Raw genomic sequence first — 19,860 nt, 5'->3', positions numbered from 1 at the left:
CGGACGGTGCCGGTGCCCGACAGTCGGGTGGAGGGGGTCGCGGGATGCAAGAGCCTCGACCGGCGTCGCAGTACCGGTTCTCGCTGGCGAACGTGCCCACGCCGATCGTCGACGCCATCCGGGGCGCGGCGTCGTTCAGCGAAGCGGTGCTCAACCAGCTGCAGGCGGGGATCGAGGAGGTGGACGGCGACGGGCGGGCGCCCGACGCGTCCGGCAACGGGGCCGCCTCGCCGCAGCCGCCCGTCCCGGGGGCGACGGGTCCGCCCGGTGGGCCGGCGATCCAGGAGCCGCTGGAGGGCTGGGTCGAGCGGGTGCTCTGCGCGGCGTTCGGGCTCGAGGCGCTCAGCCGGTCACCCGACGGCGACATCCCGATCCCCCGGGGCACGTCGCTCACCTGGGTGCGCGTCGAGGACGGCGAGTTCCCGTTCCTGCACCTGTACGCCCCCCTCGTCGTCGGCGTCGACCGTTCGCCCGAGCTCTACGAGGCGGTGAACCGGGTGAACCTGCAGGTGCCGATGGCGAAGGCGATGGTGGTCGGCGATGGTGCCACCGTGATCCTCGCCGCCGACCTGCCGGCCGACGCCCGATCCGAGAGCGAGCTGCTCTTCGCGGTCGACCTCCTCACCCGGGCCGCCGACCACTTCGACACCGCGCTGCAGGAGCGCTTCGGCGGCGCGACGTCGCTCGATCCCACTGGAGGCGGCGATTTCTGACGCGCTCGGGTCCGTGCTCACCGGGCTCAGCGACGAGCTCGCCGCGCTCGTCGCCCGGGTGCTGCCGTCGACGGCCACGGTCACCGGCCAGACCCGCGACCTCGACCGCACCAGCGGGTCCGCGTGGGTGGTCGACGAGGCCCACCTCGTCACCAACGAGCACGTGGTGGCCGGCCTGGAGGTGGTGTTCGTGCGGCGAGGGGGCGCGGCCGGCCCGGCCGGCGCCAGCGATGCCCGTCACCAGCGGGCGCGCCTGGTGGGTGCCGATCCGGTCACCGACCTGGCCGTGCTCGAGCTCGTGGACCACGGAGCCACGCCGCTCCCGCTGCGGGCGCAGCCACCCCGCCTGGGCGAGCTGTGCTTCGCGGTGGGCAGCCATCTCGGCACGTACCCGGAGACGGTCACCGCGGGTCTCGTCAGTGGCCTGCACCGCAGCATCCGCAGCCCGGCCGGCCGCCCGATCGACGACGTGGTCCAGACCGACGCGGCCATGAACCCCGGCTGCTCGGGGGGCCCGCTGCTCGACGCCGCCGGGCAGGTGCTCGGTGTCACCAGCGCGGGCGTCGACGTGGCCGCCAACGTCGGGTTCGCCATCCCGGCCGCCACGGTGGCCGACATCGTGCCCGAGCTGCTCGAGCACGGCGAGGTCGTGAGGCCGGCGCTGGGCATCACGGTCGCGGCCCACGCGGTGGAGCTCGACGGGGCGCCGCAGGCGCGCCTCGTGGTCACTGCAATCCGCACCCCGGCACCGGGCACGGCACCGGGCACGGCACCGCCGGACGGGTTCGCGGTGGGCGACGTGCTCCTGGCCGTCGCCGGCCGGCCGGTGCGCACCCGGGGCGATCTCGTCCGGCTCCTCCGTCGCGATCTGGTGGGTCGCGCCGTGCCGGTGGAGGTCCTCCGGCACGGCCAGCCCACCGAGCTGGCGCTCACGCTCCAGGCGGCCGGCCCGCGGGGGTGAGCCGGCCCATGCCGTAGCGTTCGGCCGTGCGAGCAGTCGTGTGCACGGCCTACGGGCCGCCGGAGGAGCTCGAGCTGCGGGACGTCGACGACCTGGAGCCCGGCCCGGGTCGGGTGGTGGTCGACGTCGAGGCGGCCGGGGTGAACTACGTCGACGCCCTCTTCGTGCAGGGCACGTACCAGATCAGGATCCCACCGCCGTTCACGCCGGGCGGCGAGGTGGCGGGTCGGGTCCGGGCCGTGGGTGAGGGGGTGCGAGGCGTGGCGCCCGGCGACCGGGTGATGGCGATGACGGGCCTGGGCGCCTTCGCCGAGCAGGTACAGGTGAGCGCGGGTGCGGTGGTGCCCCTGCCCGACGGGTTCGACATCGCCCGCGCCGCCGCCTTCATCCAGAGCTACTGCACGGTGTGGTTCTCGCTCACCCGCCGCACCCGCCTGGCGCCGGGGGAGACGCTCCTCGTGCTCGGTGGCGGTGGCGGCATCGGCCTGGCGGCCGCCGACGTGGGCAGGGCCCTCGGGGCCCGCGTGGTCGCGGCGGCGTCGTCGGCGGAGAAGCTCGCGGCCGCCCGAGCGGCCGGCGCGGCCGAGGTCGTCGACTACGAGCAGGAGGACCTCAAGACCCGGGTGCGCGAGCTCACCGAGGGCGGCGCCGACGTGGTGCTCGACCCGGTCGGGGGGCGCCACGCCGAAGCGGCCCTGCGCTCGACCCGCTGGTTCGGCCGCTACGTGGTCATCGGCTTCGCCGGGGGCTCCATCCCATCGCTGCCGCTCAACCACATCCTCCTGAACAACCGCACCGTGGTGGGCGTGGACTGGGGAGCGTGGGCCGGCCGCCACCCGGAGGAGAACCGCGGGCTGCTCGCCGAGCTGGTGGCCATGGTCGCGGATGGGCTCCTGCGGCCTCCGGCGCCGACCGTCGCTCCCCTCGCCGAGGCCGGACGGGTGCTCACCGACGCCCTCGACCGGCGGATCACCGGCAAGGTCGTGCTCGCCCCCTGACTCGCGGTGGCCCCGCCCGCCCCGGGTGGGCGAGGCCGGTCACCGCTCGGCGTCGGATGCGGGCCGACGCCGTCGGGGGGTGCGGGTCTCCAGCGGGGCCAGCGCCAGCCAGGCGGCGTCGGCCAGCACCGTGGCCGCACCGTCGAGGTCGTCGGGGCCGTGCCCGGCCAGCCAGTTGCGGGCCGCCTCCTGGGCCGGACCGAGCCAGAGCGGCTGGTAGAGGGCGACCGGCAGCGGCCGCAGGCGCCCGGCCGCCACCTGCGTCCGCACCCACGCCGCCAGCGGGCGGAGGAAGCGGCGGTTCTCGGCGACCAGGCCGTCCTGCCCCGCGCTGGCCACCTCTGGCTCGCGGGTGGCGAACAGGTAGCGGGCGAGGTCGCGGTGATCGGCCACCCAGGTCAGGTGGTAGCGCACCAGCGCCCGCACCCCGGCCCGGGCATCGTCGTCGTGGCGCCCGAGCAGCGCGAGGAAGCCGTCGTGGTAGGCGGTGAGGCCTTCCACGTAGAGGATGGCCGCCAGCTCGTCCTTGCTGGGGAAGTGGTGGTAGACGCTGCCGACGCTGGCGCCGCACTCGGCGCGGATGTCGGCGATGGTCGTGGCCGACACGCCCTTGTCGAGGAAGCACCGGAGCGCGGCCGCGAGGATCTCGTCGCGTCGGGAGTTCCGCCCCGCACCCATCCGGCCAGAATACCGTTCTAGAACCGCGTTCTGATCGCGCCGGGCGACCCCGAGCGGGAGCGAGCGCGAGCACGACCGGGTGGAGGCGGCGGGCCGTGCGGGGCCCCTGGGGATCGCGCCGGCCCCGCCCCTAGCCTGGCGGCGATGACCCGCCCGACCTGGCTCGACAACGTGGCCGTCGACGTCTCGGCCGCCGAGCGGCTGCCGACCTCGGTGCTCGACGCGTTCCTCCGGTCGTGGGACGGCGCCTACGGGTGCGCGGTCTGCACCCGTGCCGGCAACGCCCGCCGCGACCCCACCACGGTGGGGGCGGTGGCCGAGCCCGGCGGCCACCAGCTGTGGTTCGCCCACCGGGCCTGCCGCCCGCCGGACGAACCCGCACCGGTCGAGGGCCCACCGGTGGCGACCGGGGCCGAGCGGCTCCGGCTGGCGGTGTCGGGTTTCACCCGGCCGGGCGCGCCCCCGGCCTCGCTGGTGCTCACCGTGCGGGGCCTGGGGAGGCGCGACGCCGGTGGGGGCGACACGGTCGACGCCCTGGCCGCGACGCTCCTCGGCGCCGGCCTCGAGCTGGTGGCCAGCGACTGGTCGACGGTCGAGCTGTCCCCGGCCGCCGGGTGGGAGGTCGAGTGGGACGACACGTGGGTGGTGGTCCGGGCACCGGGGGGCGAGGCCTGGTACGACGGCCCCTGGGATCCACCCGCGGCCTGGGGCGAGCTGGCCGCCGGGGGTGCGGTCGCCCTGCTGGCCGCGGCCGACCTCGAGCTGCGGGCCCCGGTCGGCGCCCTCGACGAGGCCCTCGGGGCCGGCCGCCTCGTCGGCGGCGCGGTCGCGGTGCGGCGCCGGCCGCCTCACTGACGGCCGGCGCGGAACGGGGCCACGCCCCGACACGGCCGTGCCGGGGTCACCGGGGCCCCGGCGGGACAGGCGGCGCGCGAGGTCAGCGGGGGTGGCAGTGCTTGGCCTTGCGTCCGCTGCCGCAGGGGCACGGCCCGTTGCGGTCGGCGCGGGCGAACACCGCCATGACCTCGTCGGCGTAGCGGCCCCGGCGGAGCAGGTCGGCCATCAGCTGCATCGGGCCGTCGATGTGCCCGAAGAACGCCCGGTAGCCGGCGCACAGGTAGTTCAGCCCGGGCTCGCCGTCAGGGCTGAGCGTGAAGCGGTTCTTCGGGCACTCGCCGTTGCAGGCGAACCGCACGTCGCACCGCCGGCAGTACTCGGGCAGCGTGTCCCGCTTGGCCTGGCCGAAGGCCCGCTGCTGGGGCGAGGCGACCAGCTCCAGCAGGTGGGTCTCGGCGATGTTGCCGAGCAGGTGATCCGGCTCCACGAAGTGGTCGCAGGAGTACAGGTCGCCGTTGTGCTCGAGGGCCACGGCGTCGCCGCAGGTCTCGGCGAACACGCACACCGCTCCCGGCACCTGCAGCCAGGAGGCGAGGGCCGAGTCGAACGTCTGCACGAACACCGTGCCCACGTCGTGGCGGAGCCACTCGTCGAACACCGCGATCAGGAACCGCCCCCACGCCTCCGGGTCGACGGAGCGCTCGGTGACCGTGTCGCCCTCCTGGAACCCGGTGTCGTTGTCGCGCTCCACGATCGGTATCAGCTGCACGAAGCGGAAGCCGAGGTCGTCGCGGAGGTGCCGGTACACGTCGAGGGCGTGGTCCTGGTTGGCGGCGTGCACCGTGCAGAGGGCGTTGTGCTCGACGCCGTGGCGCTGCAGCAGCGCCAGGCCTCGGCGGACCCTCTCGTAGGTGGGGTTGCCGTGCTTGTCGACCCGGTACGCGTCGTGTTGGGCCGGCGGGCCGTCGATGCTGATGCCGACGAGGAAGCGGTGGGCGGCGAGCAGCTCGCACCACTCGTCGGTGAGGAGGGTGCCGTTCGTCTGGATCGTGTGCGCCACCACCTGGCCCGGCCGGCGGTGCCGCTCGACCGCCTCGAGCATCCGCCGGAAGAACGCCACCCCCATGAGGGTGGGCTCGCCACCCTGCCAGGCCAGCGTCACCTCGGGGCCTGTCTGCGACTCGAGGAGCTGGCGCACGTAGAGGTCGACCACGTCGTCGGACATCCGGAAGCGGTCGCCCGGGTAGAGCGCCTCCTTCGAGAGGAAGAAGCAGTACTGGCAGTCGAGGTTGCAGATGGGGCCCGACGGCTTGACCAGCACGTGGAAGGCGGGTGGCGCGGTGAGCGGGCGCGTGGCCGGCCGGGTCGGGCCGGCCACGGGCGCCGGCACGGTCGCGGCCTTGGTGGTGAGCGACACCCTGCTCGTGGTCACGCCGCCACGGTAGGCACGGCGCCCGCGCCCGCGCCCGCGTCCGCGCCCGCGCCCGTGGCCGGGGGCTCGGCGCGCGCTAGGGCTCCTCGGGGAGCAGGCCACCCCGCCGGCGTCCGGCCGGGCCGACGAGCCAAGCCTGGCCGGGGATGCAGTCGGCGGCCCGTGGGCAGTGGTGGCAGTGCGGGCCCGCTCGGGTGTCAGGGGGGGCGCCCTCGAGGGCCCCGGCCACCACGCCGACCAGCGCGATCCAGCGGTCGAGTGCGTCGCCGAGGAGATCGTCGTCCACGTCGAACGTCGTCCGCTCGCCGCTCTGGAGGTGCAGCACCGAGACGGCGACGGGAACGCTGCCCACGTCGAGCGTCGCCACCAGCGCCAGGTGCCCGGCCTCGAGCTCGGCCCGGGCCGGGTCGGGGGCGGCCCCCACGAACAGGGCCAGGCGCGAGTCGTCGCCGCCGGCGCGGGGGCGGCCGGCCCGCAGGTCGTAGGCCGCGCTGGCCCGCACCGGGCGGCCGCGGAGCAGCCACGACGGCGACCGGTCCCGCTCGGCGTACCAACGGGCGCGCGGGGGCCAGGGGTGGAGCTGGCCGGGTGCGGCGGCGACGATGGCGAGCACGGCCCGAGCCACGGCGCTGCGCCCGCCGGGGCCGAGGCCGCCCAGCCAGTCGCCGAGGTCCGTGCCCTCGGCGGCCTGCTGGTCGAGGGCGCGCCACACCGCCTCCGGCGCGGTGGCGGCCGACCCACCGGCCAGCTCGGCGAGGGCGGTACGGGCGAGGGTCGGCGCCGCGATCGCTGCGGTCCACCGGAAGCCGTCCCGACCCCGGGCCAGGTACCGCGCCGGGCAGGCCGAGGCCTCCCGGAGGTCGTAGGAGCGGATCGCCACGCGCTGGCGCTCGGGCGTGGACCAGTAGCCGCCCTCGGGCAAGGGCTGCGCCGCCGCCAGCAGCTCGACGCGCGCCCGGTCCCGCCAGGCCGTGGCCCGCTCGCGGGGGGTTGCCGTCACCACCCGTCCTCGGCGGCCGCCTCGGCGTCGTCGGCGTCGTCGTCCCACACCTCGCCCAGGCCGTAGGGGTCGGCGTCGGCGGCGTCGACCCACAGCGTGCCGGGGGTGCAACGTGGCAGCGCCCGGCACCACCGGCAGCGGCCCGACGGCGTCATGTCCGGCTCGCCCCCGGAGGCCAGGCGGGTCAGGCGCACCGCCGCGTCGATCACCCGCCGGGCCGCGGATTCGAGCACCCCCTCGGCGACCGGCGTGTCGACCACGGTGGCGTCGCCGCCCGACCAGGTGGCCACCACCGCCGGAGCCTCCCCGTCGCGCAGCGCGCACAGCAGGGCGTACCAGAACACGTCCTGGCGGTGCTCGGGACGGGTCGGGCCCGACTTGAGCTCGACCAGCACGGTCGGCCGGCCGGTCGGGCGGCCGCCGAGCACAAGGTCGAACGCGGCCCCGGCCACGATGCGACCCCCGGCGAAGGTCACGGTGGCCCGCGACTCGCAGCGGGGCCACCACGCCGGGTCGAGCACGCCGAGGCTCGCAGCCAGGCTCTCGGCGTGCCCGGCCAGGTTGGTGCGGACCCGCTCGCGGTCCGGGCCCCCGAGGCCGTCCACCCACGCCAGCAGCTCGGGGTCGTCCTCGGCGCAGAGCGCGTCACGGGCGACGCCGAGGGCGTCGCCGACGCCTCCCGGCTCGCCCAAGTCGCCCCCGAGCACCAGGTGGGCGGCCACCCGGTCGAGCAGCCGTCCGAGGCGGGCCGCCTCGGACACCGGTCGGGGCGCCAGGTTGGCGAGCACCGCCCGCTCGCAGGCCAGCACCTCGCTCACCCGACCCTTGGGGAGGCGCAGTGGGCCGGCGGCGGGGTCGAGGTCGTCGGCGACGGCGGTGAGGGCGTCGTCGAGGGCGGCGCGGATGGAGCGGAGCGCGTCCGGCGACACCGGGGGAGGGGGCGCCGCCAGCACGTCGGCGAGCACGTCGGAGAGGGTGCGGCCCACGGCCCCCATGGTGCCCGCAGCCGCCCGAGGAGCCGTGCACCCCGGCGGGAATACGCGGGGGGCGAGCCCCGTTCATACCCCCGAGGGTATAGAGCCCTCAGGACCGAGCCAGGAGGACTCATGCCCACCGTCGCCCTCACCAAGGACAACTTCGAGCAGGTCGTCAACGACAGCGACATCGTCCTGGTCGACTTCTGGGCGAGCTGGTGCGGCCCCTGCCGGATGTTCGGCCCGGTCTTCGAGGAGGCCTCGGCCGAGCACCCCGACATCGTGTTCGGCAAGGTCGACACCGAGGCCGAGCAGGAGCTCGCCGGGGCCTTCGGGATCATGTCGATCCCCACACTGATGGTGCTGCGCGACAACGTGATCCTGTTCTCGCAGCCCGGCGCCCTGCCCAAGGCGACCCTCGACGACCTGATCGGCCAGGTCCGCGCCGTCGACATGGACGAGGTGCACCGCACGATCGCCGGGGAGCGCGCCGCCGGAGCCGGGCCCACCGGCTGAGCGCGGCGTGCCCGGGGGCGCCCGATGCCGCGGGGCCCGTCGCCGCGCTGACTAGCGTCTCGCCATGGCACGCCGCGGTACCGCCGCGCTGATCGCAGCGCTGTTGGTCGTGACCGCGCCGGGGTTGGCCCGGGCGCAGTCCGAGCCGGCGGCACGAACCGAGCGGGTGGCGGGAGCCAACCGCTACGACACGGCGGCCCGCCTGGCCGAGCGGTTCGTGGCCCCGGTGCCCGCGGTGTGGGTCACCACGGGCGCCGACTACCCCGACGCCCTGGCCGCGGCGCCGGGGGCCTCCGGGTCGCTCGGTCCGATCCTGCTGGTGCAGCGCGATGCCGTGCCGGCCGAGACCGCCGCCGCGCTGGCCCGGCTGCGACCAGAGCGGATCGTGATCGTGGGGGGCGTCGCCGCGGTGAGCGCGTCGGTGGCGGCCACGCTGGCCGACATCGCCCCCACGTCCCGGGTGGCCGGCCCCGATCGCTTCGCCACCGCCGCCGCCGTCAGCCGCCTCGTGCTGCCGGAGGGGCTCAACCCCGACCGCTCGGTGGTGTACCTGGCTTCGGGCCAGGGATTCGCCGACGCCCTCGGCGGCGGCGCCGCGGCCGCCGCCACCCCGCAGACGCCCCTGCTGCTGGTGCGGCGAGACAGCGTGCCCCTGGCCACGGCCGACGAGCTGGCCCGGCTCCGGCCCGAGACGATCGTGCTGGTCGGTGGGTCCGCGGCGGTGTCGGGCGCGGTGGAGCAGCAGCTCCAGGGCCTGGCCGAGGTCATCCGCATGGCCGGGCCCGACCGCTACGGCACCGCGGCCGAGCTGATGCGGCGCACCTTCGGCCCCGGCGATCCGCTGTGGGTGGCGACCGGGACCACCTTTCCCGATGCCCTGGCTGCAGGGGCGTGCGGCTGCCCGCTCCTCCTGGTCCCCGCCGCCGGGGTGCCCGACTCGGTGGCCGCCGCCATCGGGGCCCTGCGGCCCAGCCGAGCGACGGTGGTGGGTGGCACCGCCGCGGTGCCCCCGGCCACGTTCGATCGCATCGCCAGCCTGGTGGGCTGAGCGACGCCGTCGTGCTCGGCCCCTACGCCGACTCGATCGTCACGCGCCGCTCGTGCCAGCCGGTGGCCCCGTCGGGTGCCGGGGGACGCCGCTCGGGGGTCTGCGTCCGGCCGCTGGCATCGGTGGCCCGCACCCGGATGGCGTGCACGCCGGGCGGGGCGTCCCACACCCATGACCACTGACGCCAGGCGTCGTCGGAGATCGGCGCCGACAGGTCGGCCGGCCGCCACGGGCCGTCGTCCACCTGGACCTCCACGCGCTCCACGCCCACGTGCGGGGCCCACGCCACACCGGCGACCGCCAGCGGGCCGGGTGCCGGCCGCGAGCCCTGCCGGGGTACGTCGATGCGCGACTGCGTCTTGATCGGCGCCTCCTCGGCCCAGCCGCGCGGGATCCAGTAGGCGTCGAAGGCGTCCCACGTCGTGAGCTCGATCGACTCGAGCCACTTGGTGGCCGAGACGTAGCCGTACAGGCCGGGCACGATCAGCCGGGCCGGGAAGCCGTGCCTGCGGGGGAGGGGCTCGCCGTTCATGCCGATCGCCACCATGGCGGCCCGGCCGTCGAGCGCCGCCTCGGTGGGGAAGCCGACGGTGAACCCGTCGACCGAGCGGCCCACCAGCTGCGTGGCGGTGGCCGGATCGACCCCGGCCCGATCGAGGATCCGGGCGAGCGGCACGCCCAGCCACCGGGCGTTGCCCACCAGGCCTCCTCCGACCTCGTTGGAGACGCAGGCGATGGTGACGTGCTCGTCCAGCGTGGCCTGGTCGACGAGATCGTCGTACGTGAGCGAGAACGGGTGCTCGACCAGCCCGGTGACGTCGAGGCGCCACCGGGCCGGGTCGACGTCGGGCACGAGCAGGGCCGTGTCGATGCGGTAGAAGTCGCCGGTCGGGGTGACGATGGGGCTGATGCCGGGCACCGCCAGCTCGGCGCCCGGCGGCAGCGCGGCGCCGGCCCGGCTCGGCAGCACGATCCGCCTGCGGGCCTCCTCGGCGACCGACGGCCACGGGCCGAACCGCCCCGTCACCCCAGCCGCGACGGCCAGGCCGGACAGCCCGCCGGCCAGGGCCAGGAACGAGCGCCGGTCGCCCTCGCGATCGAAGGCCGTCGGCGCCTGCGCCGGGGCCGGGGCCGGGCGGTCGCTCCCGGCGGCGACACCCCCCGGCGTGCCCCCGTGCCCGGCGGCGCGCAGGAGCACGAGCAGCGCGACGGTTCCGGCGGCGGACCCGAGGCCGGCGGCGGCGAGGGCCGAGCCGAGGCGCCCCTGGGTGTCGGCCGTCGCAGCCCACACGCCGAGGGCGGCGGCCGCGGCGAACCCGACGGGAGCGGCCCAGCGGTGACGGGCGGCGGCCTGGCCGAGCACGGCGCCGAGCAGCAGGCACACGCCCAGGATGCCCACGAGCAGCACCAGCTTGTCGGCGGTGCCGAACGCGTCGATGGCGACGCGTGTGACCGCCTCCGGCGAGGCGTCCACGACGGCGTCGCCCACCGCCGCCGGCAGCGGGCGCCGGCCGGGGAGGACGGCTCCGGCCAGCTCGACGACGCCGAGGGCGAGCCCGGCAGAGACCACGCCGGCCAGCCGCGCGTCGCGGCGATCGACGACCGGCGAGGCGGCGGGCTCGGTGGGCGGGTTGTCGATGCGCATCCGGGCCCTCTACGGTGCCCGCCCGGCCCGCGGATTGCCGGCGCGTGCGAGGCGGGGGTCGACGGGACGGGCACCGCCGGCCCTGGAGGCCCGGGTCCTTGGGCCCTGGCGGCCGGGGGGGAGGAGTGGCGCGATGGGTCCCAGGGGCCCACCGAGGAGGCAGCCATGCCCAGACGTGCCGACATCGACGACTTCCTCGACCAGCACACGATCGCCTTCGTGGGGGTGTCGAGGGACCCGAAGCAGTTCGCCAACTCCGTGTACCGGGCCATGCGCGACCACGGCTACCACGTCGTGCCGGTCAACCCGAACGCCGAGGAGATCGAGGGCGATCACGCCTACCCGACGGTCGAGGCCATCCCGGAGGCGGTCGACGGGGCGCTGGTCATGGTGCCGGCGGGCGCGGCCGCGGGCGTCGTGCGCTCGTGCGACCGGGCGGGCGTGCGCCGCGTGTGGCTCCACAAGGGCGCCGGCCCCAGCTCGGTGTCCGACGAGGCGGTGGCCTACTGCCGCGACCACGGCCTGGCCGTCGTCGACGGTGCCTGCCCCATGATGTGGATGGAGCCCGCCGGGGGCGTGCACCGCTTCCACCGCGGCTGGCGGAGGCTCACCGGGCGCGGCCCCCGCTGACCGCAGCCGGGCGCCCTGCGCCCGACTGGGGCAGGATGCGGCATGGAACGACGGCGGCTCGGTCGGACCGGGCACGAGAGCACGGTGGCGATCCTGGGGGGTGCCGCCTTCGCCCGCGTGAGCCCGGCCGAGGCCGACGCCGGCTTCCGGCTGGCCCTGGAGCGGGGCGTGAACCACCTCGACGTGGCGCCGAGCTACGGCGATGCCGAGGTGCTCCTGGGCCCACTGGTCGCCCCGGTGCGCGACCGGCTCTTCGTGGCGGGCAAGACCCTCCGCCGGAACCCCGACGGTGTCCGCGCCCAGCTGGAGGAGACCCTCCGGCGCCTGGGCACCGATCACCTCGACCTGTACCAGCTGCACGCCGTCACCTCGCCGGCCGAGCTCGACGACCGCGCCGCTGCCGTCGAGGTGATCCTGCGGGCCCGCGACGAGGGGCTGGTGCGGTTCGTGGGCGTGACCGGGCACGATCTGGGTGCGCCGGCGGCCCACCTCGAGGCGCTCCGGCGCTGGGACCTCGACACCGTGATGTTCCCCGTCTACCCGAGGGTGTGGGCCGACCAGGGCTACCGCGACGACGCCCAGGCGCTGATCGAGGCCTGCGCCCGGCGCGACGTGGGGGTGATGGCGATCAAGGCCGTGGCCCGCCGGCCCTGGGGAGGGGCGGCCCGGACCGCCGACACGTGGTACGAGCCGTGGAGCGACCCGGCCCACGTCGCCCTCGGGGTGCGGTTCGCCCTGTCCACACCCGGCGTCGACGCGCTCTGCACGCCCGGCGACCTGCAGGTGCTGGCCCTCACGCTCGACGCGGCCGAGGCCTACGAGCCGCTGGCCGACGACGAGCGGCGGGACGCGGTGATGGGGGCCGCCGCGACGGAGGTCATCTTCCCGCTGGCGGAGAAGGCCTGAGCGCTACAGGCGGCTGTCGGGCACCCAGCTGCCGTGGAACCCGAAGGGCACCCGGCGGGGGAGGGGCACCACCGCCACGGGCGGGGCGGCCATGTCGCCGGCATCGAGCACCACGAAGTCGCTGGCGTCGCGCGAGCGGTCGTAGGTGAAGGTGAGCACCCAGCCCTCGTCCTCGCCGGCGTCGTCCGAGGCGGGGACGAAGACGGGCTCGCCGGCCGAGGCAGCGGGGCCGAAGTCGTGGGTGCTGGACGTGCCGGCGGCCAGGTCGTACTTCACGATGACCGAAGCCGACTCCAGGCTGGGCGCGCCGCCCAGCTCCCAGGAGACGCCCGGGCGGGGCGCCACCGCCCAGCCGTAGCGGTTGTCGAAGCCGGCCTTGCGATCGTCGACGCGGGGGAAGCCGTGCTCGATGTCATCGAGCTGCTCCTCGTGGACCGTCCCCGACACCGGGTCGAAGGTCCAGCGGTAAAGGTAGGAGGGCTTGAAGTCGGTGGAGCTGGTGCGCCACATGTCCTCGTGGCGGCCCACGTCGACCACCACACGCCCGTCGGGCAGGTCGAACGCGTTCATGGTGTGGAACACGTAGCAGGGGTCGACCTCGAACCAGCGCAGGTCGGCGGCCGTGCCGCCCCGGGGCATCAGGCCGACTCTGGCGCCGTAGGAGTCGCTCCAGTGGTACGGCATGCCGCTGCCCCTGGCCGCCTCCTCCAGGTCGAACACCACGGGGAGGTCGAGGAACACCACGTGGTTCCGGCTCACCGCGAAGTCGTGGATCATCGTGGATCCGGGCACGTCGATGACCTCGGTCTGCACCAGGTTCCCCTGGGCATCGGCCCGGTGGTACGTCAGGTACGGGGGGAGGAACCCGTACCCGAAGAAGTGCATCTCGCCCGTCTCCGGGCAGATCTTGGGGTGAGCGGTCATGGCGGTGGAGAGCCGGCCGTCGAAGTCCCAGGTGCCGATGGTGTCGAGCTCGGGTGTCAGCTCGGTGGGGAACGAGCTCTCGACGAGGGCGAAGATCCGCCCGGCGTGGCAGATCACGTGGGTGTTCGCCACGCCCAGGGTGTGGTCGAAGCGCCCGTCCTCGGTGAAGTACTCCTCCATCGCGACGTCGCGCCCGAGCAGCTCGGTGCGCACCCACCGGTTCCGGTACCACTCGGCCCGCCCGCCCTGCAGCCGGATGCCGTGGATCATGCCGTCGCCCGCGAACCAGTGCGGCGACCAGCCGCTCTTGGGGTTGGCCCCGTTGCGGAGGTAGCGGCCCTCGAGCTCGCGGGGGATGGCCCCCTGGGCCTCCAGATCGAAGGCGTCGATCTCGTCGGGCACCGGGGCGTAGTTGCCCTGCAGGTGCCAGGGCAGCGACTGGACGACGTCGGCGACGCTCATGGTTCCCCCCCGAGCTCGTGGTGCCCCCACGCTACCCGCGGCGCCTTGGCCTAGCCTTCGCCGCCGTGCGGGTCGTCGGCAACATCCTGTGGCTGATCCTCGCCGGCGTGTGGATGGCGATCGCCTACGTGCTCGCCGGCATCGTCACCTGCGCAACCGTCATCGGGATCCCCTGGGGCATCCAGTCGTTCAAGCTGGCGGGCTACGCCCTCTGGCCCTTCGGCCGGGTGGTGGTGGAGAGCCCGCGGGCGATGCCGGTGCTGGGGTGCCTCGGCAACGTCATCTGGTTCGTCACCGGCGGGATCTGGCTCGCCCTCGGTCACCTCGTCACCGGCGTGTTGCTCTGCATCACGATCATCGGCATCCCGTTCGGGGTCGCGAGCTTCAAGATGGCGGGGCTGGCCCTCGCTCCCTTCGGGAGGACCGTCGTGGCCGCCGACCGCGTCCCTGCGGGAGCCGTGGTGTACCTGCCGGCGCCCGCCACGAGGTCGTAGGCCGTGCGCCGCTGCTGTCTGGCCGTGCTGGGTCTCGGCGCTGCCGCTGCCGGCTACGCGGCGGTGGTCCGGCCCTGGTTCCTCCGATGGGGCGCCACCAGCGAGGAGCGGGCCGCCACCTACCCGGGCGACGAGCTGGTGCTGCGCGCCCGGGTGCGCTCCACCCGTGCCGTCACCATCGAGGCCCCGGCGGCCGACGTGTGGCCGTGGCTGGCCCAGATGGGCCAGGAGAAGGGCGGCCTCTACAGCTACGAGTGGCTCGAGAACCTGATCGGCTGCGGGCTCCACAACGCCGACCGGATCGTGCCCGAGTGGCAGGACGTGGACGAGGGCGACTCGTTCCGCCTGGTGCGGGAGGGCTACCCGGTCGACCTGGCCTTCGAGGTCGTGTGCGTGCAGCCGGGGCGAGCGCTGGTGCTCGGGGCCCGGAGCGACGACGACCCGGGCGAGCTCATGGCCAGGGGCCTGGCCTATCCGTCGTGGGCGTTCGTCCTCGAACCGATCGACGACGATCGCTGCCGGCTGGTGGTGCGGTGGCGGTCCGACTACCTCCCCACGGTGGCCGGGCGGCTGGGCAACCAGTACGCCCTGGAGCCCGTGCACTTCGTCATGGAGCGCAGGATGCTGCTCGGCATCAAGGAGCGGGCCGAGGCCCGCGTGCGCAGGCGGGGCGCGCCGCCCGGCTAGCGCCGCCCGGCCAGCGCGGCCCGGTCAGCCCTCGGCCACGGCGCGCACCAGGGGGACGGGCTCGTCGAAGCCCTTCACCACCACCGGGCCGAGGGGGTGGTAGCGGACGCCGGGCACCTCGCCGGCAGCCACCACGGTCGCCTCGGAGCAGAGGACCTCGCCCGGCCCCGCCAGGTCGGCGATGCGAGCCGCCAGGTTGACGTCGCGACCGATGATGTCGTCGCCCCGGCGGCGGGGGCGCCCCCAGTGCATCCCGATGCGCACCCACAGGGGTACGCCATCGGCCGACTCCTCCTCGAACCGGAGCTGCAGCGCGAGGCACGTCTCGACCGCGGCCGTCGGGTCGTCGAACCACAGGAGCAGGCCGTCGCCCAGCTCCTTCATCACCCTGCCCGACTGGGGGAGCGCGCGGCGCACCAGGTCGTCCTGGCGGTCGAGCAGGTGGAGGGCCACGTCGTCGCCCTCCACGTTCGTGAGCTCCGTGAACCCGACGATGTCGGTGAACACGATGGCACCGGTGGTGGGCGTCGCCGTCGTGCTCACCGGTTCGTGATCTGGATCCGCCCGCTCCCGGTCCGCACGTCGACGACGCCATCGGAGCCGGCGGGGAGGTCGCAGGAGATGCGGCCGCTGAGCGAGTGCAGCCGCGTGGCCGGTCGGCAGCCGGCGGGGACGGCCACCTCGACGGTGCCGGAGAGGCTGTGCACGTTCACGTGGGCCCCGACTGCCGGCTCCAGGGCGACCCGGCCGCTCACCGTGCGCACATCGGCCTGCTGCACCTCGGTGGCCTCGACCCGGCCCGACACCGATGCCACGTGCGCCCGGGCGGCCCGGTCGATCGTCACCTTGGCGCTCTTGGCGACCACCCGGCACTCGTCGCGGCACCACCCCACGTGGACGGACCCCGACCTCGACCGCACCTCGAGGTGCTCCGCCTGCTCCACGTCGACGCGGCCGCTGAACGTGGTGACGCGAACGTCGCCCAGGGCTCCCTTCAGCTCGACCCGACCCGAGGCGGTGCCGATGGAGAGCCGCGTGAGGGGCGGGCAGCGCACCTCGATGGTGCGGGAGCCCCGCTCGGCGTCGACCACAACGGTGCCGTCGGGGAGGGTGTGGACCCGCCCGCCCGTGACGGCCAGCGCGGCGCCGTCCTCGGCCACGACCGACACGGCCGCGCTGCGGCTCGCGATGTGGATCGCGATGTGGATCGGCGGCCCCCCTGACGCCATGCGCCCACTGTAGGAGCCGTCGCCGGGAAGGCCGTGCGCCGAGCGCGCCCCGCAGCCCGTCAGCGGGGTGTCCACGACGCGCGCATGCGCTTGATGCCGTGGATGAAAGCCGACTGCAGGTAGTCGGGCTCGGAGGTGACGGCGATGTCGGGCAGGCCGTGCAGCAGCTCGTCGAACATCACGGTGATCTCCCGCCGGGCCAGGTTCGCCCCGAGGCAGAAGTGCGGCCCGCCGGCGCCGAAGCCCGTCTGCTCGTTGGGCGTGCGCCGCACGTCGAAGCGGAAGGGGTCGGGGAACGCGGCCTCGTCGCGGTTGGCCGAGTTGTAGAACATCACGACCTTGTCGCCCTCCTTGATCGGCACGCCGCCGATCTCGGTGTCGGCCGTGGCCGTGCGCCGGAAGTGGATCACCGGTGTCGCCCAGCGGACGATCTCCTCGACCGCGGTGGGGATCACACTTTCGAAGTCGTCCACCAGGACCTGGCGCTGGTCGGGGTGGTCGGTGAGCGCCTTCATGCCGTGGCTGATGGCGTTGCGCGTGGTCTCGTTGCCTGCCACCACCAGGAGGATGAAGAACGAGCCGAACTCCTGGGCGGTGAGCCGGTCGCCGTCGACGTCGGCGTGCATCAGCGCCGAGGTGATGTCGTCGGTGGGGTCGGCCAGGCGGTCCCGGCCCAGCTCCTGCGCGTACTGGAACAGCTCCAGGCCGGCGGCCATCAGCTCCTGCAGCGAGGTGACGTACTCGGGGTCGCCCACGCCGAGGATCAGGTTCGTCAGCTCGAAGATCCGCTGGTAGTGGGCGGCCGGGATGCCCATCATGTCGCAGATCACCTGGAGGGGCAGCGCCGCGGCGATCTCGCTCACGAAGTCGCACTCGCCGCGGTCGGCGATGCCGGCGACGATCGCCTGGGCGCGCCGCCGGAGGTCCAGCTCGATCTGCTCGATGTGCCGGGGGGTGAAGCCCCGCTGGACGAGGCGGCGCAGTCGGGCGTGCTTGGGGTCGTCCATGTTGATCATCGAACCGAAGAACTCGTTGAGCTCGGTGGGCATGTCGCCGATGTTCGTGCCCCGGCCGGAGCAGAACAGCTGCGGGTTGCGGCTCACGTGCCAGATGTCGTCGTGCCGGGTGAGCGCCCAGTAGCCGGGTCCGGGCGGGATGTCCTCGAAGCCGAGCTCGGGGAAGAACGCGACGGGCCGCTCGGTCCGCAGCTTGGCGAAAGCCGCATCGCGCTCGTCGTGGGGGAGCAGCCAGAACTCGGGTGAGGAGAGGTTGATCTCCTCGACGGTGAGCGACGTGGTCGGTGCGTTCGGCATGGATCCCTCCGGGCGGTGCGAGCGTCCCGGCAGTCTGCCCCGTCGGGCGCCGGCCTGTGCGGGAAACGGGGGGGAGGGCGCCCCAGCGGTGGCGATACGGTTCGGGCATGGCCGTGCGCTCCCGTCCCACCACGGCCCGCGGCCTCACCCGCTCGGCGACGGTGCTCCTGGTGGGCGCCACGATCGTGCTCTCGGCGGGCAACGGCGTCGTGTTCCCGCTGCTCGCCGACCTGCAGGACGCCTTCGGGCTGCCCACGTGGGGGCTCGGCCTGCTCTCGGGGGTGTCCTTCCTGGCCGGCCTCGTGGCCCAGATCATGGTCGCGCCGCAGGCCGACCGCGGTCGGGCCCGGCTGCTCCTCATCGTCGGGCTCGTCCTCACGCTCGGCGGGCTGGCCTGGTTCGTGGTGGGCACCGAGCTGTGGCACTTCGTGGCCGCCCGGGCCCTCGAGGGCCTGGCGCTCGGCTGCTTCCTGCCGGCCGCCCGCTCGGTGGTGATCCGGGCCGACCCCGACAACGTGGGGCGGAACCTGGGTCGCCTGTCAGCGGCCGAGCTGGGCGGGTTCCTGCTCGGGCCGCTGGTCGGTGCGGTGTTGGCTGACCGGATCGGGCTCGACGCGCCCTTCGTGGCCCTCGGCGTCGCGGTGGCCGTCGCGCTCGTCGCCCTGCTGGTGCTCCCCCTCGACACCGGCGTGATCGGCGAGGGCTCGTCGGCGGGCCCGCTCGCGGTCTTCGAGCTGCTACGCCTCCGGACCGTGGTGGTCGCGGCGCTGATCGCGCTGGCCCTGACCCTCCCGGTCGGGGTGTACGACGCCCTCTGGGCCCGCTACCTGGACGACCGCGGGGCGAGCACCCTGTTCATCGGGGCCAGCCTGGCCCTCTACGGCGTCCCCTACGTGCTGCTGGCGCCGGCGGGAGGGCGCCTGGCCGACCGGTTCGGGCCGGTGAGCGTGGCCGTGCGCGTGATCCTGCTGATCGCCCCCTTGATCGTGCTCTACGGCCTGCTCCGGTCGCCCTGGCTCATCATGGCGGTGTCGATCTTGGAGGGGGCGGTTCAGGCCGCTGCGGTGCCGGCGATGCAGTCGGCCATGGCCCGGGCTGCGCCATCCGATCGGGTGGCCGCCGGGCAGGGGCTCGCCGGCGCGGTCGGCCTGGCCGGGGCCGGCCTCGCCGCCCTCGTCGCCGCACCCCTCTACGGCGTGACCGGCCCCGAGGTGGTGTTCGTCCTCGCTGGCGTGACCACGCTCGGGTTGGGGGTGGCCGTCGCCCGCCTCCGGGCACCGGGCCAGCGATGAGCGCCCGCCGCGGTGGCGCGCGGGCGCGGATCGCTGCGCCCGCGCTGGTGGTGCTGGCCGTGCTGCTCGCGGCCTGCAGCGGGGGAGACGGCGGCAGCGGGGCCGCGCCGACGTCGGGCCGGACGGGGTCCACGGTGCCGGCGTCGACGGCCGCCCCCGAGTCGAGCACCAGGTCGACGACGTCGAGCACCACGTCGACCACACCTGCCGCCAGGGCCGCCGCGCCGTCGCCGGGGTGCTCGAACCCGCAGCCCTTGGCCGACGGGCGCCACACCGTGCAGTCGGGTGGGCTGGAGCGCTCCTACCTGCTCAACGTGTCGACGCCTTCCGGCGCACCGGCCCCGCTCGTGCTCAGCTGGCACGGCTTCGGGTCGAACGCCGTCGAGGAGGTGCTCTACACCGGCCTCGGTGTGGCCGGGCCGGCGCGCGGCTTCGTGGTGGCGACGCCCGACGGCCTCGGCACCCCGGCTCGGTGGAACGTGCTCGGATCGCCGTCGCCGGGTTCGCCCGACGACCTGCGCTTCGCGGCCGACCTGCTCGACGAGCTCGCTGGCCGACTCTGCATCGACCTCGACCGCGTGTACTCGACGGGCATCTCCAACGGTGCGGTCGTGTCGTCTCGGCTGGCGTGCGTGCTCGGCGACCGGATCGCGGCCATCGCCCCCGTGGCCGGTGTGATCCCGCCGGTGGGCTGCGCGGGGCCGGTCCCGGTGCTCGCGTTCCACGGCACCGCCGACACCACCACGCCCTACGGGGGTGGCCCGGTGGGTGGCGATGCGGCGGTGGCCGCCGCCGGCGTGCAGTTCCCGGCCGTGGCCGACTCCATGGCCGCGTGGGCGGCACTCGACGGGTGCGAGCCCACCCCGGCCCCGGTGCAGGTGGCGCGGCAGGTGCAGCTGCTGCGGTTCGACTGCCCGGCCGGCACCGAGGTGGCCTGGTACGCGGTGGAGGGCGGCGGGCACACCTGGCCCGGCTCCTTCGAGGTGCCGTGGCTGGGCCCCGTCACCGACCAGATCAGCGCCACCGAGCTGATGCTCGACTTCTTCGACGCCCACCCCGCCGCGCACGGGGTGAGCTGAGCGCCTGTCCGGCGCCGGCGAGCCGGTGCGTGACCGTTCTGT

21 protein-coding genes are annotated in these 19,860 nt (G+C 75.2%); 12 read left to right on the top strand and 9 right to left on the bottom strand.

Translation table 11 applies throughout. The features are described 5' to 3' along the window. Window positions 1–311: 311 nt before the first annotated feature. The 3 genes from IPM45_04555 to IPM45_04545 are packed head-to-tail and all read left to right on the top strand — an operon-like array spanning window position 312 to window position 2,672. Window positions 312–713, top strand: a complete 402-nt coding sequence (locus IPM45_04555) for a YbjN domain-containing protein (GenBank protein ID MBK9178834.1) — start codon at window positions 312–314, stop codon at window positions 711–713. Further along, window positions 706–1,674 (top strand): serine protease, encoded by a 969-nt coding sequence (locus IPM45_04550; protein MBK9178833.1) that lies wholly within the window; start codon window positions 706–708, stop codon window positions 1,672–1,674. The genes IPM45_04555 and IPM45_04550 overlap by 8 nt, the downstream gene beginning before the upstream one ends. Before the next feature lie 26 nt (window positions 1,675–1,700). Next, entirely contained in the window at window positions 1,701–2,672 is a 972-nt protein-coding gene (locus IPM45_04545) for an NADPH:quinone oxidoreductase family protein (protein ID MBK9178832.1), read from the top strand. A 39-nt stretch (window positions 2,673–2,711) separates the two neighbouring features. Here the strand turns inward: IPM45_04545 and IPM45_04540 are convergent, their stop codons facing one another. Beyond that, a complete protein-coding gene (locus IPM45_04540) occupies window positions 2,712–3,350 on the bottom strand; it encodes a TetR/AcrR family transcriptional regulator (GenBank protein MBK9178831.1) in 639 nt (212 codons plus the stop codon). 144 nt (window positions 3,351–3,494) lie between these two features. On the opposite strand from IPM45_04540, the gene IPM45_04535 reads away from it, so the two are divergent. Further along, window positions 3,495–4,205 carry a hypothetical protein gene (locus tag IPM45_04535; protein MBK9178830.1) on the top strand — a complete coding sequence of 237 codons (711 nt, stop codon included), beginning with the start codon at window positions 3,495–3,497 and terminating at the stop codon, window positions 4,203–4,205. Between the two features lie 82 nt (window positions 4,206–4,287). On the opposite strand, the gene IPM45_04530 is transcribed toward IPM45_04535, so the two are convergent. The 3 genes from IPM45_04530 to IPM45_04520 form a co-directional block, all read right to left on the bottom strand. After that, entirely contained in the window at window positions 4,288–5,565 is a 1,278-nt protein-coding gene (locus IPM45_04530) for an anaerobic sulfatase maturase (protein ID MBK9178829.1), read from the bottom strand. Between the two features lie 130 nt (window positions 5,566–5,695). Beyond that, window positions 5,696–6,619, bottom strand: a complete 924-nt coding sequence (locus tag IPM45_04525) for a hypothetical protein (protein MBK9178828.1) — start codon at window positions 6,617–6,619, stop codon at window positions 5,696–5,698. Continuing rightward, window positions 6,616–7,605 (bottom strand): hypothetical protein, encoded by a 990-nt coding sequence (locus IPM45_04520; protein MBK9178827.1) that lies wholly within the window; start codon window positions 7,603–7,605, stop codon window positions 6,616–6,618. Before IPM45_04520 ends, IPM45_04525 begins: the two co-directional genes overlap by 4 nt. Window positions 7,606–7,725: 120 nt before the next feature. Between IPM45_04520 and trxA the strand changes: the two genes are divergently transcribed. Together trxA and IPM45_04510 are read left to right on the top strand one after the other, a co-directional pair. Then, entirely contained in the window at window positions 7,726–8,109 is a 384-nt protein-coding gene (gene trxA, locus IPM45_04515) for a thioredoxin (protein ID MBK9178826.1), read from the top strand. Between the two features lie 64 nt (window positions 8,110–8,173). Next, window positions 8,174–9,157: a cell wall-binding repeat-containing protein gene (locus IPM45_04510; GenBank protein MBK9178825.1), complete on the top strand. Its 984-nt coding sequence runs from the start codon at window positions 8,174–8,176 to the stop codon at window positions 9,155–9,157. A 22-nt stretch (window positions 9,158–9,179) separates the two neighbouring features. Here the strand turns inward: IPM45_04510 and IPM45_04505 are convergent, their stop codons facing one another. Beyond that, window positions 9,180–10,802 carry a molybdopterin-dependent oxidoreductase gene (locus IPM45_04505; GenBank protein ID MBK9178824.1) on the bottom strand — a complete coding sequence of 541 codons (1,623 nt, stop codon included), beginning with the start codon at window positions 10,800–10,802 and terminating at the stop codon, window positions 9,180–9,182. Between the two features lie 165 nt (window positions 10,803–10,967). Here IPM45_04505 and IPM45_04500 point away from each other — a divergent pair, with 165 nt between their 5' ends. Both IPM45_04500 and IPM45_04495 read left to right on the top strand, forming a co-directional pair. Further along, window positions 10,968–11,432, top strand: a complete 465-nt coding sequence (locus tag IPM45_04500) for a CoA-binding protein (GenBank protein MBK9178823.1) — start codon at window positions 10,968–10,970, stop codon at window positions 11,430–11,432. A 42-nt stretch (window positions 11,433–11,474) separates the two neighbouring features. Then, complete coding sequence (locus tag IPM45_04495) at window positions 11,475–12,338, top strand: aldo/keto reductase (GenBank protein ID MBK9178822.1); 864 nt, start codon at window positions 11,475–11,477, stop codon at window positions 12,336–12,338. Between the two features lie 3 nt (window positions 12,339–12,341). Here the strand turns inward: IPM45_04495 and IPM45_04490 are convergent, their stop codons facing one another. Next, complete coding sequence (locus IPM45_04490; GenBank protein ID MBK9178821.1) at window positions 12,342–13,724, bottom strand: carotenoid oxygenase family protein; 1,383 nt, start codon at window positions 13,722–13,724, stop codon at window positions 12,342–12,344. A gap of 65 nt (window positions 13,725–13,789) precedes the next feature. Here IPM45_04490 and IPM45_04485 point away from each other — a divergent pair, with 65 nt between their 5' ends. Beyond that, the gene (locus IPM45_04485; protein ID MBK9178820.1) at window positions 13,790–14,218 is read left to right on the top strand and encodes a YccF domain-containing protein; all 429 of its coding nucleotides are present in this window, start codon (window positions 13,790–13,792) and stop codon (window positions 14,216–14,218) included. 3 nt (window positions 14,219–14,221) lie between these two features. Beyond that, a complete protein-coding gene (locus tag IPM45_04480) occupies window positions 14,222–14,905 on the top strand; it encodes a hypothetical protein (GenBank protein ID MBK9178819.1) in 684 nt (227 codons plus the stop codon). Window positions 14,906–14,929: 24 nt separating this feature from the next. On the opposite strand, the gene IPM45_04475 is transcribed toward IPM45_04480, so the two are convergent. Genes IPM45_04475 through IPM45_04465 form a run of 3 tightly spaced genes read right to left on the bottom strand, consistent with a single transcriptional unit; the run spans window position 14,930 to window position 17,447 of the window. Beyond that, window positions 14,930–15,448, bottom strand: coding sequence for an adenylate/guanylate cyclase domain-containing protein (locus tag IPM45_04475; GenBank protein ID MBK9178818.1), 519 nt, complete (start codon window positions 15,446–15,448; stop codon window positions 14,930–14,932). Then, window positions 15,445–16,134 carry a DUF4097 family beta strand repeat protein gene (locus tag IPM45_04470; protein MBK9178817.1) on the bottom strand — a complete coding sequence of 230 codons (690 nt, stop codon included), beginning with the start codon at window positions 16,132–16,134 and terminating at the stop codon, window positions 15,445–15,447. Before IPM45_04470 ends, IPM45_04475 begins: the two co-directional genes overlap by 4 nt. A 59-nt stretch (window positions 16,135–16,193) precedes the next feature. Further along, a complete protein-coding gene (locus IPM45_04465; protein MBK9178816.1) occupies window positions 16,194–17,447 on the bottom strand; it encodes a cytochrome P450 in 1,254 nt (417 codons plus the stop codon). Window positions 17,448–17,554: 107 nt separating this feature from the next. Here IPM45_04465 and IPM45_04460 point away from each other — a divergent pair, with 107 nt between their 5' ends. Next, the gene (locus IPM45_04460; GenBank protein ID MBK9178815.1) at window positions 17,555–18,739 is read left to right on the top strand and encodes an MFS transporter; all 1,185 of its coding nucleotides are present in this window, start codon (window positions 17,555–17,557) and stop codon (window positions 18,737–18,739) included. Beyond that, window positions 18,736–19,818: a plasmid partitioning protein gene (locus IPM45_04455; protein MBK9178814.1), complete on the top strand. Its 1,083-nt coding sequence runs from the start codon at window positions 18,736–18,738 to the stop codon at window positions 19,816–19,818. The genes IPM45_04460 and IPM45_04455 overlap by 4 nt, the downstream gene beginning before the upstream one ends. The last annotated feature ends 42 nt before the right edge of the window (window positions 19,819–19,860 follow it).

The organism is Acidimicrobiales bacterium (assembly GCA_016716005.1).
Taxonomy (GTDB): Bacteria; Actinomycetota; Acidimicrobiia; order Acidimicrobiales; family JADJXE01; genus JADJXE01.
Note: the sequence above shows the minus strand (reverse complement) of the source record. Positions and strands in the feature narration are given on the sequence as shown.

What these genes read in the sequence shown, in the direction of transcription:
- IPM45_04540 (MBK9178831.1), bottom strand. Translation starts at nt 3,350, where the DNA reads ATGGGTGCGGGGCGGAACTCCCGACGCGACGAGATCCTCGCGGCCGCG.
- IPM45_04535 (MBK9178830.1), top strand. Translation starts at nt 3,495, where the DNA reads ATGACCCGCCCGACCTGGCTCGACAACGTGGCCGTCGACGTCTCGGCC.
- trxA (MBK9178826.1), top strand. Translation starts at nt 7,726, where the DNA reads ATGCCCACCGTCGCCCTCACCAAGGACAACTTCGAGCAGGTCGTCAAC.
- IPM45_04510 (MBK9178825.1), top strand. Translation starts at nt 8,174, where the DNA reads ATGGCACGCCGCGGTACCGCCGCGCTGATCGCAGCGCTGTTGGTCGTG.
- IPM45_04505 (MBK9178824.1), bottom strand. Translation starts at nt 10,802, where the DNA reads ATGCGCATCGACAACCCGCCCACCGAGCCCGCCGCCTCGCCGGTCGTC.
- IPM45_04500 (MBK9178823.1), top strand. Translation starts at nt 10,968, where the DNA reads ATGCCCAGACGTGCCGACATCGACGACTTCCTCGACCAGCACACGATC.
- IPM45_04495 (MBK9178822.1), top strand. Translation starts at nt 11,475, where the DNA reads ATGGAACGACGGCGGCTCGGTCGGACCGGGCACGAGAGCACGGTGGCG.
- IPM45_04490 (MBK9178821.1), bottom strand. Translation starts at nt 13,724, where the DNA reads ATGAGCGTCGCCGACGTCGTCCAGTCGCTGCCCTGGCACCTGCAGGGC.
- IPM45_04470 (MBK9178817.1), bottom strand. Translation starts at nt 16,134, where the DNA reads ATGGCGTCAGGGGGGCCGCCGATCCACATCGCGATCCACATCGCGAGC.
- IPM45_04465 (MBK9178816.1), bottom strand. Translation starts at nt 17,447, where the DNA reads ATGCCGAACGCACCGACCACGTCGCTCACCGTCGAGGAGATCAACCTC.
- IPM45_04460 (MBK9178815.1), top strand. Translation starts at nt 17,555, where the DNA reads ATGGCCGTGCGCTCCCGTCCCACCACGGCCCGCGGCCTCACCCGCTCG.
- IPM45_04455 (MBK9178814.1), top strand. Translation starts at nt 18,736, where the DNA reads ATGAGCGCCCGCCGCGGTGGCGCGCGGGCGCGGATCGCTGCGCCCGCG.